This window comes from Erwinia sp. 9145 (assembly GCF_000745075.1).
In the GTDB taxonomy this organism is placed as follows: Bacteria; Pseudomonadota; Gammaproteobacteria; order Enterobacterales; family Enterobacteriaceae; genus Erwinia; species Erwinia oleae.
In genome coordinates this window covers 2990894-3005952 of record NZ_JQNE01000001.1, presented here as the reverse complement: position 1 = coordinate 3005952, position 15059 = coordinate 2990894, and the positions used below count along the sequence as shown (strand labels likewise).

The following is a 15059-nucleotide window of genomic DNA, read 5'->3' as shown; positions in this document are numbered from 1 at the left end:
CCAGCAAACTGGAAAAGTGGCAGCATGAAAAACGCTTACGGATTTACCCTGATGGAAGTGCTTATCGTCATGATCATCGCCAGCGTGCTGGGCATTGCCAGCGTTGCAGGCTGGCAAGGATGGCAGCAACGGCAGCGCCTGAATGACGCAGCCCGACAGATACAGCTTTTTTTGCTGCGTCAACGCAGCGAGGCAAACTGGCTTAATGAATCGCGGCTGCTCTGGGCAAAAAAAGGCGATAAATGGTGCCTGGGCAGCGGGAAACCTTTGACAGACTGCTCGGGCAAAAGCCCGCGATGGGTTAATGCGGCCTGGCAGGGGATTACGCTGCTCTCGCTAACTGACGACGTGGGATTTTACGGACGGCGAAACGTGGCGAAGCCGGGCAGAGTGGTTATTGCCGGCGCGGCGGGCGAGCGCCACATTATTATCTCTTCCCGTGGGCGGGTACGCGTTTGCCAGCCGGAGGGGGAAGGGTGTCTGTGAAAACATCAGGGTTCACGCTGCCTGAGATGCTGATAGCGCTTGCCATTGGCAGCACGTTGATGATGGGCGCGGCACGCATGTTGCCTCTGTTACAGATGTACAACCTTCGCAGCCTGACGATGTTTCAGCTAAAGGAAGAGATGCAGCAAATGACTACTACGCTGGAGAAAGCGGTGCGCCGCGCGGGATATTGTCGCGGAGAGTGTCAGGGCGACGCACTGAAAACAGACGGCATATCAGGCACATGTCTGCTGGTTCGATGGGATGAAAACAGCAACGGCAAATGGGACGCGGTGGAGCGCGACGACAGCGACTTCTATGGCTATCGTCTTCGCGGAGGAAATCTGGAAGTGCAGCGAGGCGTTGACCGCTGCGATGGCACAGGCTGGGAAAAACTTAACGATCCGGCAGTAATGGTAATAAGCGATTTCCGCATCGTCCGGCAGGGAAGACAAGTTCGTTTGACGCTGGGCGGCTATGCGAAAGTTTTCCCACAGCAGCCTGTTGTAACGGAACGCTGGATAACGGCGGTGAACCTGTGAAGGAACAACAAGGAAGTGGCTTGCTGATAGCGGTGATCCTGCTGTTAATGATGTCAGCAACTTTGCTACACGCAACGCGCAGGCAGCTTGATGATTCTTTGAGCGTGGTGGTAAAAGAGAGCCGCTATATACGTCAATACAGCCTTGCCGCTTCAGCGCTGGCGTGGGGGTCGAAACGGCAGTGGCCTGCGAAGGATGACGGCTGGTATTGTCAAACAGAGAATATATACCACTGGCGGGCCTGCCTGAGAGGTTTAACAGCAGAGAGCTATCTTATGCGCGGCGATAGCGGACCCGGCAGCGTGGCGCATTTTCAGTGGATGATACCCGCCAGCGAAGCAGCAAAGATGATGCCGGTACCGCATGGCTGGATAGATTACTGCCCGCTTGCTCAGGAAAAGATGTGTGAGCCAGATGAATAATCAGCATGGTTTCAGCCTGCCTGAAACGCTGTTTGCGCTGCTGCTTTTCTCGCTGAGCACCACGGCGCTCATGCAGTATCAGTTAGCGCTGGCGAAAGGATTCGAATTGCAGACTCAACAGCGAAATGCCCTGCGTCTGGCCTGGCAGCGCTTCGAAGGCTATCAGGCCCCGGAATGGCGGAGTGAACTCTCCTCCCGGCCCGGTCCGCAAGGGTGCCAGCTACACACGGCGAACGTAACAAGCCCTGCCGGGCGTGAAGCGGAGCTGACGTTATTAGTCTGTCCGTAGTCTTCATCGCATTGTTAGCCCCTTTAATTTGCAAGCGGCGTCGGAAGGGTTACAGTATTCGCGCAAAGCGAAATAGCGCATTCAGGAGCAGTGATGTTTACGGTTTACCACTCAAATCAGCTGGATTTATTGAAAACGCTGGCGGCATGGCAGATTGAAAATCAGCCGTTGCGCGACCCGTTCCGGCAGGAGGTGATTCTGGTTCAGAGTCACGGTATGGCGCAGTGGCTACAGATGTCGCTGGCTACCGAGTTTGGTATCGCCGCAAATATCACCTTTCCTCTGCCTGCCAGCTTTATATGGGAAATGTTTATGCGCGTTCTTCCCGACATCCCGGAAGAGAGCGCTTTTACTCAATCCGGCATGAACTGGAAGCTGATGGCTATTCTGCCAGAGATGCTGACGCAGCCTGAGTTTGCTGCGCTTCAGCATTATCTCATCGACGATGATGACAAGCGCAAGCTGTTCCAACTCGCCTCGCGCGTTGCCGACCTCTTCGATCAGTATCTGGTTTATCGTGCTGAATGGCTGAACAGTTGGGAGAAGGGCCAGCTTATTGAAGGGCTTGATGAGGCTCAGCGCTGGCAGGCTCCGCTCTGGAGAGCGCTGGTTGATTATACCCGACAGCTTGGGCAGCCTGCCTGGCATCGCGCAAATCTCTACGCTCGCTTTATATCGGCCCTTGAAAAAAGTCGTGTTCGCCCTGCCGGCTTGCCGGATCGCGTCTTTATCTGCGGCATCTCTGCGCTACCGCCGGTCTATCTCCAGGCGCTCCAGGCGTTGGGCAGGCACATTGATGTTCATCTGCTGTTTACGAATCCCTGCCGCCACTACTGGGGCGATATCCAGGACTATGCTTTTCTGGCGAAACTGCAAAGCCGCCGACGCCAGCACTATCAGCAGCAGCATGAAAGCGCGCTGTTTCGTCAGGACGATGCATCCGGGCTGTTTAACGAACAGGGTGAACAGCAGTTAAGCAACCCGTTGCTGGCCTCATGGGGCAAGTTGGGAAGAGATAACCTTTTTTTACTTGCACAGATGGAGTGCCGGGAAATCGACGCCTTTGTCGATATTGAACCCGCCACGCTGTTGCAGTCTCTTCAGCGGGACATGCTTGAACTTGAGGATCATGCCGTTATCGGGTTGAAAGCCGAGGAGTGGGAGAACAGCCGGCGTAAGCGTCTGCTTGCTCATGAGGATCGCTCCGTAAGTATTCACCTCTGCCATAGCCCGCAGCGTGAGATCGAAGTGCTCCAGGACAGGCTGTTGGAGATGATGGCGCAGCAACCCACGCTGCTGCCGCGCGATATCATCGTGATGGTTGCGGACATTGATACCTATGCGCCTTTTATCCAGGCGGTTTTTGGTAATGCTCCTGCGGAGCGTTACCTGCCCTTTGCCATATCTGACCGTCGGGCCAGCCAGGCGCATCCGGCGCTACAGGCCTTTATCACGCTTCTTACCCTGCCTGAAAGCCGTTTTACCTCCGGTGAAGTGCTGGCGCTGCTGGAAGTTCCTGCCATTGCAAGCCGCTTCTCGATTGATGAAGAGGGCCTCAAACGCCTGCGGAACTGGGTTAATGAGTCAGGTATTCGCTGGGGGCTGGACGATGAGACGGTACGCGACCTGGATCTTACTCCGACCGGGCAGCACACGTGGCAATTTGGCCTGTCGCGAATGCTGCTGGGTTACGCGATGAACAGCGAAGCCGGAGACTGGCAGGGCATTTTGCCCTATGACGAAAGCAGCGGCTTAATTGCCGAACTGGCGGGTTATCTGGCCGAGCTGCTGATGCGCCTGCGTCACTGGCGTGAAACAATGTTAGCGGCACGCGATCTGGAAAGCTGGCTGCCGTTGTGCCGTGAACTGACGGATGACTTTTTCAGCGGCGATGCCGATACCGAAGCGGCGCTGGCTCTGATTGAAGAACAGTGGAAAACAACCATCGGCGATGGCATCCAGGCAGGTTGTCGGCAGGCGATTCCGCTTTCGTTGCTGCGTGACGAGCTTTCGGCGCGGTTGGATAAGGAGCGGGTAAGCCAGCGCTTTCTCGCCGGGCCAGTAAATTTTTGTACCCTGATGCCGATGCGCTCGATACCTTTTAAGGTCGTTTGCCTGCTGGGTATGAACGATGGTGCTTACCCACGAGTGCAGCCGCCGCTGGGTTTTGATCTGATAAGCCAGCAGCCGCAAAAAGGCGACCGCAGCCGCCGTGAGGACGATCGCTATCTGTTTCTTGAAGCGATTAACTCGGCGCAGCAGCAGCTCTATATCAGCTATATCGGCCGCACCATCCAGGATAATGCGAAGCGTTTTCCCTCGGTGCTGGTCAGTGAACTGGTGGACTATATCAGCCAGAGTTTTTGCCTGGCAGAGGATGTCGAACTCGACGTGGACAGCAGCGCAAAAAAAGTTGCGGATCATATTCAGCATCTGCACAGCCGTATGCCTTTCGCTGCCGAAAACTTCTCTTCGCATTCGCGCTTTCAGAGCTATGCGGCGGAGTGGTTACCTGCGGCGAACGCCAGTGGCACCGCGCATCCGCCCTTTATGCAGACGTTGCCAGCGCCTGAAATCAGCGAGGTAGGTTTTGAGCAGCTGCTGCGGTTCTGGCGTCATCCGGTACGTGCCTTTTTCAATCAGCGGCTTGGCGTCAGTTTTCATTTAGAAGAGACGGATTTGCCGGATGCAGAGCCTTTTACTCTCGATAATTTAAGCCGCTATCAGCTCAATATGCAGTTGCTTAACACCCTTATTGAGGACCGTCCTGGCGAACTCCTCTACGCACGCCAGCGCGCAGCGGGACAGCTTCCTTACGGAGCGTGGGGAGAACTGTTCTGGCAGGAGCAATCAGACGAGATGTCGGAGCTGGCCAGCCGGGTGAGTGCGCAACGTAAAGAGGCCGTTAGCTGGGAAATAAACCTGAAGTCGGGCGGCGTACAGGTGAACGGGTGGCTACAACAGGTGCAGGATGATGGTCTGCTGCGCTGGCGACCGGGCCATCTGAACCTCACCGATGGGCTGGCTCTCTGGCTGGAACATCTGGTTTACTGCACGCTGGGCGGTAAGGGAACAAGCCGCATGTTTGGTCGTAAAGAGAGCCAGTTCTGCTTTCACGCGCTGACAGCGGAGCAGGCCGCCGAATGGCTGGCGCGATATGTTGAAGGTTATCTTTCGGGGATGAGCGCGCCACTTCTGCTTCTGCCAAAAGCGGGAAGCGCCTGGCTTGAAGCCAGCTATGATGAAAAAAATTCAGTAATTGTGCGTGATGACAACGCCCGTGCAAAAGCGCGCATCAAGCTTTTACAAGCCTGGCAAGGGAGTTTTCAGTTTGAAGGCGAAGGCACCGATCCTTATCTTTCGCGCCTGTTCCGTAATCTTGACGACGACAGGATGGAAGAGATCGCACGCAACGCCGAAACCTGGCTGCTGCCGCTGCTGCAAATGAATGATAAAGGCGCCAGTACATAATGGCTTCGTATGAGACGGCTGGCCAACTTTTGACGACATTCCGCAAGAGTTGCTGTAGTGTTACTTTATAACTATTTCACGCTTAAAATTTACTTTCTGTACACAGCCGGAAAATAAATTTTCAGAGTCATCGCGCCTCGCGCGCGATCCCTGATACCGGACAGAGAAAAGAAAAGACCTTCAAGGAGTTTCGATGTTTCGCAATGCAGTGTGGTTAAGCAGCTTTGTTCTGCTTTTTGCTTTTTGGTGTTCGCCCACTCAGGCACAGTCAGGGTGGCAGCCGACTCCTGATACAATCGGCAAAAGTGAGAAAGATCCGCGTCAGTATCAGGCAATTCGCCTGGACAACGGCATGACGGTGCTGTTGGTATCCGATCCGCAGGCGACCAAATCGCTCTCCGCGCTGGCGATTCCTGTTGGCTCGTTGGAGAATCCGCGCAATCAGCAGGGGCTGGCGCACTATCTTGAACATATGGTGCTGATGGGTTCGAAACGCTATCCTGAACCGGATAACCTCGCTGAGTTCCTGAAAAAGCACGGCGGCAGTCATAACGCCAGCACCGCCTCTTACCGCACCGCCTTTTATCTCGAAGTGGAAAATGATGCCCTCCAGCCTGCGGTTGATCGGCTGGCTGATGCCATCGCTGAGCCCCTGCTTGATCCGGTTAATGCGGATCGCGAACGTCATGCGGTCAATGCGGAACTGACCATGGCGCGCTCACGTGACGGGCTGCGTATGGCGCAGGTCGGCGCAGAAACGCTGAACCCGGCACATCCTTCATCGCTATTTTCCGGTGGTAATCTGGAGACGCTGAAGGATAAACCGGACGGTAAGCTGCATGACGCCCTGACGGCTTTTTATCAGCGCTACTACTCCGCCAACCTGATGAAAGCGGTTATCTACAGCAGCAAACCAATGGATGAACTGCAAAAAATTGCCACATCGACGTTTGGGCGTGTTGAAAATCACGATGCCACGGTGCCTGATATTACCGTGCCAGTGGTTACCGATAAGCAAAAAGGCATCATTATTCATTATGTGCCCGCCCAGCCGCGCAAGCAGCTTAAAGTGGAGTTTCGTATTGAAAACAACAGTGACAAATTCCGTAGTAAAACCGATACGCTCATCGCCTATCTGATTGGCGACCGAAGCAAAAACACCTTGTCCGACTGGCTGCAAAGCAATGGCCTGGCGGATTCAATCGATGCGGGCGCCGATCCGGTTGTTGACCGCAACGGCGGCGTCTTTTCTATTTCCGTTTCGCTTACCGACAAAGGGCTTGCCGAACGCGATCGGGTTATCGCTGCCATTTTCAGCTATCTGAACAAGCTGCGGAGCGACGGTATTGATAAACGCTATTTCGACGAAGTAGCTAACGTACTGGCGCTGGATTTCCGCTATCCCTCTATTACCCGCGACATGGACTATATTGAGTGGCTCGCCGACATGATGCTACGTGTTCCGGTTGCCGATACGCTTGATGCGCCATATCGCGCCGATCGCTACGATCCGCAAGCTATTCAGGCACGACTTGACGGTATGACGCCGCAGTCAGCGCGCATCTGGTATATCAGCCCAAATGAGCCACATAACAAAACGGCCTATTTTGTTAATGCACCTTATCAGGTCGACAAAATCAGCGCGAAGCAGTTTTCCGACTGGCAGGCCGCCAGCGCCAAAATTGCGCTTTCGCTGCCGGTGCTGAATCCCTATATCCCTGATGATTTCACGCTGATTAAACCCGGTAAAAAGTATGCCCACCCTGAAGAGTTAGTAAACCAGCCGGGGCTGAGAGTGTTTTATATGCCAAGCCAGTTCCACGCCGACGATCCCAAAGCGAATATTACGCTGACCCTGCGTAACAAGGCCGCTGTCGGTACGGCAAAAAATCAGGTGCTGTTTGCGCTCAATGATTATCTTGCCGGGCTTGCGCTGGACGAGCTGAACTCTCAGGCCTCGGTTGGCGGCATCAGCTTCTCAACCAGCGAAAACGGCGGCGCCTCATTCAACGCCAGCGGTTTCACGCAGCGCCTGCCTGATTTGATGAAAACGCTACTGTCGCGCTATGCCACCTTCCAGCCCGACGCGCAGCAGCTTGAACAGGCGAAGTCCTGGTATCTTGAAAGACTGGACGCGGCTGATAAAGGCAAAGCCTATGAGCTGGCGATCCAGCCCGCGCAAATGCTGTCGCAGATCCCCTACACGCAGCGCAACGAGCGGCGAAAGCTAGTGCCACAGGTCACGCTTGACGACCTTAAAACCTATCGCAAAATGCTGCTTGAGAATGCCACGCCTGAACTGGTGGTCATCGGTAATATGAGCGCCGAAAGCGTTAAAACCCTGGGAACAGAGCTTAAAACCCAACTGGCGTGCGCGGGTCAAGAGTGGTGGCACAGTCAGTATCTGGCGATAGATAAGAAAACGTCCGCAAACCTTCAGCGCAAAGGCAGCAGCACTGACTCCGCGCTGGCGGCGCTGTATGTTCCGCTCGGCATTGATGAGTATGACAGTATCGCCAGCAGTTCGATGCTCAGCCAGATCGTTCAGCCCTGGTTCTATAATCAGCTTCGTACGGAAGAACAACTGGGTTATGCGGTTTTCTCTTTCCAGATGCCGATTGGTCGCCAGTGGGGTATCGGCTTCCTGCTGCAAAGCAACACGAAGCAACCCGCTTACCTGCTTTCGCGCTTTCAGGCGTTTTATCCCACGGCTGAAAAACGACTGCGCGCATTGAGCAACGAGGATTTTGCCCAGTACCAGAAAGCCATGATTAACGAACTGAAACAGCGACCGCAGACGCTGGATGAGGAGGCGGGGCGCTTCAGTAAAGATTTTGACCGCGGCAACTATCAGTTTGATACGCGGGAGAAGGTTATTGAGCGTATTGCGGCGCTGACGCCGACCTCGCTGGCGGATTTCTTCCATAGGGCAGTAATCGAACCGCAGGGGTTGACCCTGCTTTCACAGGTTTCCGGCGATCGCCACGGCAGCGCGGACTATGCAAAACCTTCCGGCTTCACTACCTGGCAGGAGGTCTCAACGCTGCAACAGTCGTTTCCGGTTAAAAGCGATAAGCCATGAAGCCAGAAGCCCAACGTCTTGACCCCCTTACGCTGCCGCTGGATGGCGTAAGGCTCATTGAAGCCTCGGCGGGAACGGGCAAAACGTTTACTATCGGGCTGCTCTATCTGCGCCTGCTGTTAGGGCTGGGCAGAAGCAGGCCGCTTTCGGTTGAAGAGATCCTGGTTGTGACCTTTACCGAGGCGGCAACGGCCGAGCTGCGGGGCCGTATTCGCGCCAATATTCACCAGTTACGTATTGCCTGCCTGCGTGGCTACACGTCGGATGCCATGCTGGCGGCGCTGATGGCACAGATCGCCGATCCTGCTCAGGCTGCTGCCGCGCTGCTTGCTGCTGAGCGGCAGATGGATGATGCGGGTATCTTCACCATTCACAGCTTCTGTCAGCGCATGCTAAATCTTAATGCGTTTGAGTCTGGCATGCTGTTTGAGCAACAGCTCATTGAAGACGAATATCCTTTGCGTCGCCAGGCCACGGCCGACTTCTGGCGACGCAACTGCTACCCTTTACCGCTGCCCATAGCGAAAGTGATGACGCAGCTCTGGCAGGGGCCGGAACAGCTGCTGGCCACGTTATCTCCCTGGCTGAACGGCGAAGCACCCGCTTTCAAATATCCGGCTGATGTGCAGGAAACCCTTACTGACCGTCATGAAAAAATCATCGCCAGAATTGAAGCAATGAAATCGGCCTGGCTGGCGGCAGGCAGTTTGCATGATCTTATTGCGCAGTCTGGCGTGGACAAGCGCAGTTATAGTAGTAAGCACTTACCAAATTGGCTGGAAAAAATTACTCTGTGGGCGGCTGAACCTACTGAAGACTACGCCATTCCGAAAGACCTTGAGCGGTTTGGGCAGCGTATTCTTTTTGATAAGACGAAAAAAGGCGAAGCGCCGCGCCATCCACTTTTTGACGAAATCGATCGCTTCCTTGCCGAACCGCTTTCGCTTCGCGAGTTGGTGATTGCCCGCGCGCTCAGTGAAATCCGCTTTGCCACGCAAAAAGAGAAGCGGCTGCATGCGCAACTGGGATTTGACGATTTACTGGGACGACTCGACAGCGCGCTTCAACAGCCGTCGGGTGAAGCACTGGCGCAGGCTATTTATAACCGCTATCCGGTAGCGCTGATTGATGAGTTCCAGGATACCGATCCGCAGCAGTACCGTATTTTCCACCGTCTTTATGGTCAGCAGCAGGGGACGCTGCTATTAATTGGCGATCCAAAGCAGGCGATTTATGCTTTCCGCGGTGCAGATATCTTCACCTATATGAAAGCGCGAAACGAAGTCAGCGCTCACTATACGCTTGATACAAACTGGCGCTCTTCACCCGCCATGATCAACAGCGTGAACCGGCTCTTCTCACAGCTAGATAATCCGTTTCTCTTCAGCGACATTCCTTTTCTTGCAGTGAAGCCCGCTGCAAAAAATAGCGCGCTCAGCTTTACGGTTGAGGGAGAAGTCCAGCCTGCATTACGGCTGTGGCTACAGCCCGGCAATGGGGTTGGAGTAAGCGATTACCAACAGTTTATGGCTCGCCATTGCGCGGCGGATATTTGTCGCTGGCTGACGGCCGGACAGCAGGGACGTGCGCTGATTGGCAACGGCGAAGACCAGCGTCCGGTGGCGGCGTCAGATATCACCGTGCTGGTACGAAGCCGCAGCGAAGCGGCTATCGTACGTGAAGCGCTTAACGGTTTAAATATTCCTTCCGTATACCTTTCCAATCGCGACAGCGTATTCACGACGCCGGAAGCGCGCGAAATGCTGTGGCTGCTTCAGGCCGTGCTGGCGCCGGAGCAGGAGCGTGTGTTGCGCAGCGCGTTGGCTACCAGTATTTTCGGGCTGGACGCGCCTGTGCTGGATGCGTTGAGCCAGGACGAGCGCGCCTGGGATGCGCTGGTGGATGAGTTCGATCGCTACCGTCAGCGCTGGCTGACGCGCGGCGTCCTGCCGATGCTGCGTGAAATGATGACAAACCGGCAGATCGCCGAAAACCTGCTGGTTTCCGAAAGCGGCGAGCGCAGGTTGACCGATCTGCTGCATCTGGGCGAGCTGTTACAGGAAGCCTCCGCGCAGTTGGACAGCCCGCATGCGCTGGTGCGCTGGCTGGCGCAGGAGATCGCCCGGCCAAACGGGCAGTCTGCCAGCCAGCAGCTGCGGCTGGAGAGCGATCGCCACCTGGTGCAGATCGTCACCGTTCATAAATCGAAAGGACTGGAGTATCCGCTGGTGTGGCTACCGTTTGCCGCCAACTATCGCGAAGCGCGCGCCGGGGTGTATCACGATCGTCAGACGTGGCAGGCGCTGCTGGATCTGCGCGAAGACGCCGAGAGCATCGAGCTGGCGGAAGAGGAGCGGCTGGCAGAAGACCTGCGTTTACTTTACGTCGCTCTGACCCGTTCGGTCTGGCACTGTAGCGTGGGCATCGCGCCGCTGGTAAAGGGCAGCCGTAAAAAGGAGGGCACCAGCGACGTTCACCGCAGCGCCATTGGTTTTTTGCTGCAAAAAGGGGAAGAAGGCGATGCTGCGATGCTGCGCACGCGGCTTGCCGAATTACAAAGCGATGCGATTGAGATTGTGAACGCAGAGGTTCCGTCCGAAATCCCCTGGCAGCCACAGCAGGATGCGCCCGGTGAACTGCGTAGCCTGCGTATTGCCCGTCAGCTAAATGATGACTGGCGGGTAACCAGCTACTCCGGGTTGCAGCAGCATGGTCACCCGGTAACGTTTGAACTGCTGCCCAGGCTGGACGTTGATGCCGCGGGTGAGGCGAGCCCGCAGACGGCGTCGCAGCGGACGCCGCACACCTTTCCGCGCGGTGCCGCGCCGGGCACATTTTTGCACGGGCTGTTTGAAAATATCGATTTCACTCAACCGCCGGATGAAGCGTGGATGGCGGCGCGTCTGGCCGGGCAGGGCCACGATGAAGCCTGGCTGCCGGTTATGCAGCAGTGGCTGACTCGCGTTTTGCATACGCCGCTCAATGATACCGGCGTCAGCCTGAGCCAGCTGGCATCTGATAAACGACAGGTTGAATTACAGTTCTGGCTGCCGGTGCAGCAGATGCTGCGCGCAGATCGCCTCGATCGCCTTATGCGTCATTACGATCCGCTCTCCGCCGGCTGCCCGCCGCTCAACTTTCAGCAGGTACAGGGTATGCTGAAAGGCTTTATCGATCTGGTTTTTGTCTGGCAGGGGAAGTACTACCTGCTGGACTACAAGTCCAACTGGCTGGGTGACTCAGGCGAAGCCTATACGCCGCAGGCGATGGCGCTGGCCATGCAGGCACACCGTTATGATTTGCAGTATCAACTCTATACGCTGGCGCTGCATCGTTACCTGCGGCACCGGCTGGCTGATTATGATTATGAGCAACATTTTGGCGGCGTTATCTACCTTTTCTTGCGCGGCGTCGATGGCGCATCCGACGATAGCGGGTTGTTTCGCACACGGCCTGACGCGGAATTTATTGCTGCGCTGGACGCGCTGTTCGCCGGAGAGAAACCGTCATGAGTAATATCGTCCAACTGCTGCTGGAGGCCTGCTGGCAGAAACTGCTGCGCTCGCTGGACGTGCAGTTTGCGCAGATGGTGGCCAGTGAGGCGCAGCCAGCGCTGATGCTGGCGGCGGCCTGTGTCAGCGCTGAAGCGGGAGAGGGGCATGTCTGCCTGCCGCTGGCGTCGTTTACCGAGGAGGCGCTGTTTGAGGGGCGTCACCCGGAACTGGCCCGGCAGCTTTGGCAGGCAGCTGACACACCCGACTGGCAGACGCTGCTGGCCTCGGAGGCGGCGGTGGGAGACGGCAGCACGGCAACGCCGCTGGTACTGCATCAGCAGCGTCTCTATCTGCATCGTATGTGGCAAGCCGAAGGCCATGTCGCGCGCTTTATTCTGCGTCAGACGCCGCAGGACATCTTTGACGAAACGCGCCTGCGCACGGCGCTCGATCGTCACTTCGGCCAGCAACCCGATGACTGGCAGAAGATTGCCGCCGCAGTGGCCCTTACCCGCCAGGTGTCGGTGATTTCAGGTGGGCCGGGCACCGGTAAGACCACCACTGTCGCCCGCTTGCTGGCGACGCTGTTGGAACTGTCGGGCGGCACGCTGCGCGTCCGGCTTGCGGCGCCGACCGGCAAGGCCGCCGCGCGTTTGACCGAGTCGCTGGGCAAGGCGCTTGCGCAACTGGCAATAAGTGAAGAAGAAAAACAGCGCTTTCCCGCAGAGGCCACCACGCTGCATCGCCTGCTCGGTGCGATGCCCGGTAGCCAGCGCATGCGCTATCACGCGGGTAACCCGCTGCATCTAGACGTGCTGGTTGTGGATGAGGCGTCAATGGTCGATCTGCCGATGATGGCGAACCTGATCGCTGCGCTGCCGCAACAGGCAAAAGTTATTTTCCTGGGCGACCGCGATCAGCTCGCTTCCGTCGAGGCGGGTGCGGTGCTTGGCGACATCTGTCGTTGCGCTGAATCGGGCTACAGTCTGGCGCGCGCCGCGCAGTTAGTACGCCTGACCGGCTGCGACATTGACGGCGTGGATAACGCATCCGCGCCGCAGGTGCGCGACAGCATCTGCCTGCTGCGTAAAAGCTACCGTTTTGACGCCTCATCCGGCATTGGTCAACTGGCGCTGGCCGTCAATGCCGGAGATACACGACGTGTGGAAAAGGTTTTTACCTCCGGTTTTCCCGATCTTGAACGTTTCCCGCTGCATAGCCGCGAAGAGTATCAGCATCTGCTTCATGCCTGCGTGGAGGGCTATAGTCACTACCTTGAGCGACTGGCCAGCGGCGCGAGCGCGCGCGAGGTCATCGATGCTTTTGGCCGCTTTCAGCTTCTTTGTGCGTTGAGGGAAGGGCCGTTTGGCGTGTCAGGGCTGAACGAGCGGATAGAGGCTTCGCTGAGGCAAAAAGGGTTGATCAGGCGGCCGTCCGGTGCCAGCAGCAAGTGGTACGTTGGACGCCCGATAATGATTGCCCGTAACGACAGCGCGCTGGGGCTTTTTAACGGTGATGTTGGCATTGCCATGAATGATGATGAGGGCGTGCTGAAGGTGTTTTTCCCGTTGTCTGACGGCACCCTTCGCGCGGTGCAGCCCAGTCGCCTGCCGCCCTATGACACCGCTTTCGCCATGACGGTGCATAAATCGCAGGGCTCGGAATTTAACCATACGCTGTTGGTGTTACCCAACCCGTTTACGCCGATACTGACGCGCGAACTGGTCTACACCGCTATCACGCGCGCCAGAAATCGTCTGACGCTTTATGCTGATAGCGGCGTTCTGCATGAGGCGGTAAAACTGCGCACGCGGCGTCGCAGCGGTCTGGTGGAGCGGCTGGCCGACGCGTCAAGCCTGTCTGGCGTGGCGTAAATCAGCCATCAACACCTTGGAGCGGCGCTGATAGTTGTACATCTGCTTTTTGCTTTCAGGCAGCATATCCACATCAACCGGCGTGAAGCCGCGCTCCTGAAACCAGTGAATGCTGCGCGTGGTGAGCACAAACAGTTTTTTCAGCCCCATCTGACGCGCCTGAAGCGCCACCCGTTCCAGCAGCGCTTCGCCTCTGGACGAACTGCGGTAGTCGGGATGCACAGCCACGCAGGCCATCTCGCCGATCTCCTCTTCCGGGAAGGTATAAAGCGCCGCACAGGCAATAGTCAGGTTATCGCGTTCAATAATGGTGAACTTATCAATCTCCATTTCTAACTGCTCGCGCGAGCGGCGAACCAGAATTCCCTGCTGCTCAAGCGGACGGATCAGTTCCAGAATGCCGCCGATATCATTGATCGTGGCGCGGCGGATCTGCTCAGCGCTCTCCATAACAATTTGCGTACCGATACCGTCGCGGGAAAACAGCTCCTGGAGCAGCGCGCCGTCTTCACGGTAGCTGATCAGGTGGCTGCGGCGAACGCCGCTGCGGCAGGCTTTGACCGCACCGCGCAGGAAACGCACGGTGCCCGAAAGGAAATCGCCTTCATTTTCCATCTGGTCAATGCGCTGCTGCGCCTCATTGGGGAAGAGTTCGGAGACGATATTGCCTTCGCTGTCGATCGCGCCTTGTTCAGAGCAGAAGCCAATCATTTTTTCGGCCTTCAGCTTGATCGCCAACTGCGTGGCAACTTCTTCGGAGGTGAGGTTAAAGCTTTCACCGGTAACGGAAACCGCCACCGGGCCAAGCAGCACGATGGCGCCGCTGTCGAGCTGACGGTGGATCGCCTCTTCATCAATACGACGGATGCGGCCGCTGTGGCAGTAGTCCACGCCGTCATCAACGCCCAGCGGCTGCGCAATAATAAAGTTGCCGCTCACCACGTTGATATGCGCACCCTGCAACGGCGTGTTGCTCAGGCTCATCGACAGACGGGCGGTAATATCCAACTGGAGACGCCCGGCCGCCTGCTTGATCAGCTCAAGGGCGTGCGCATCGGTCACGCGGATATGCTTATGATAAAGCGGTTCGAGCTGGTGTCCGGCGAGGTTAGCATCAATCTGCGGACGCGCGCCATACACCACCACCAGGCGTATGCCGAGACTGTGTAGCAAGCCAATATCGTTGACGATGCCGGAAAAGTTATCATGCTCAATGGCCTCGCCACCCAGCATAATGACAAACGTTTTACCACGGTGGGCATTGATATAGGGAACCGTATGGCGAAACCCCTGAACCAGCTCGGTACTCCGTTCCTTCACGTCAACTCCTCTGTGAATTTTTATTCGTCAAAACTGTATTTTTATTCTTTTTACCCGTTTGATGCAAGTAACAATTATT

General features: G+C 56.4%; 9 protein-coding genes. 8 read left to right on the top strand and 1 reads right to left on the bottom strand.

The genetic code is table 11. The features are described from left to right. Positions 1-24: 24 nt before the first annotated feature. The 8 genes from FA91_RS14270 to recD all read left to right on the top strand — a co-directional run bounded on the left by FA91_RS14270 (position 25) and on the right by recD (position 13660). On the top strand, positions 25-486 hold the full coding sequence (locus FA91_RS14270; protein ID WP_034916685.1) for a prepilin-type N-terminal cleavage/methylation domain-containing protein: 462 nt from the start codon (positions 25-27) through the stop codon (positions 484-486). After that, complete coding sequence (locus FA91_RS14265; protein ID WP_034916683.1) at positions 477-1028, top strand: prepilin peptidase-dependent protein; 552 nt, start codon at positions 477-479, stop codon at positions 1026-1028. The genes FA91_RS14270 and FA91_RS14265 overlap by 10 nt, the downstream gene beginning before the upstream one ends. Next, a complete protein-coding gene (locus FA91_RS14260; protein ID WP_034916681.1) occupies positions 1025-1450 on the top strand; it encodes a DUF2509 family protein in 426 nt (141 codons plus the stop codon). The genes FA91_RS14265 and FA91_RS14260 overlap by 4 nt, the downstream gene beginning before the upstream one ends. After that, a complete protein-coding gene (locus FA91_RS14255; RefSeq protein ID WP_034919351.1) occupies positions 1443-1739 on the top strand; it encodes a prepilin-type N-terminal cleavage/methylation domain-containing protein in 297 nt (98 codons plus the stop codon). Before FA91_RS14260 ends, FA91_RS14255 begins: the two co-directional genes overlap by 8 nt. 93 nt (positions 1740-1832) lie before the next feature. Then, entirely contained in the window at positions 1833-5210 is a 3378-nt protein-coding gene (gene recC / locus FA91_RS14250; RefSeq protein WP_034916680.1) for an exodeoxyribonuclease V subunit gamma, read from the top strand. 193 nt (positions 5211-5403) lie between these two features. Continuing rightward, on the top strand, positions 5404-8292 hold the full coding sequence (ptrA, locus tag FA91_RS14245; protein ID WP_034916679.1) for a pitrilysin: 2889 nt from the start codon (positions 5404-5406) through the stop codon (positions 8290-8292). Next, the gene (recB, locus tag FA91_RS14240) at positions 8289-11804 is read left to right on the top strand and encodes an exodeoxyribonuclease V subunit beta (protein ID WP_034916677.1); all 3516 of its coding nucleotides are present in this window, start codon (positions 8289-8291) and stop codon (positions 11802-11804) included. Before ptrA ends, recB begins: the two co-directional genes overlap by 4 nt. Then, positions 11801-13660, top strand: a complete 1860-nt coding sequence (gene recD / locus FA91_RS14235) for an exodeoxyribonuclease V subunit alpha (protein WP_034916675.1) — start codon at positions 11801-11803, stop codon at positions 13658-13660. The genes recB and recD overlap by 4 nt, the downstream gene beginning before the upstream one ends. Here the strand turns inward: recD and argA are convergent. Further along, positions 13637-14980: an amino-acid N-acetyltransferase gene (gene argA / locus FA91_RS14230; RefSeq protein WP_034916674.1), complete on the bottom strand. Its 1344-nt coding sequence runs from the start codon at positions 14978-14980 to the stop codon at positions 13637-13639. The two genes, recD and argA, sit on opposite strands and share 24 nt — an antisense overlap. Between the last annotated feature and the right edge of the window lie 79 nt (positions 14981-15059).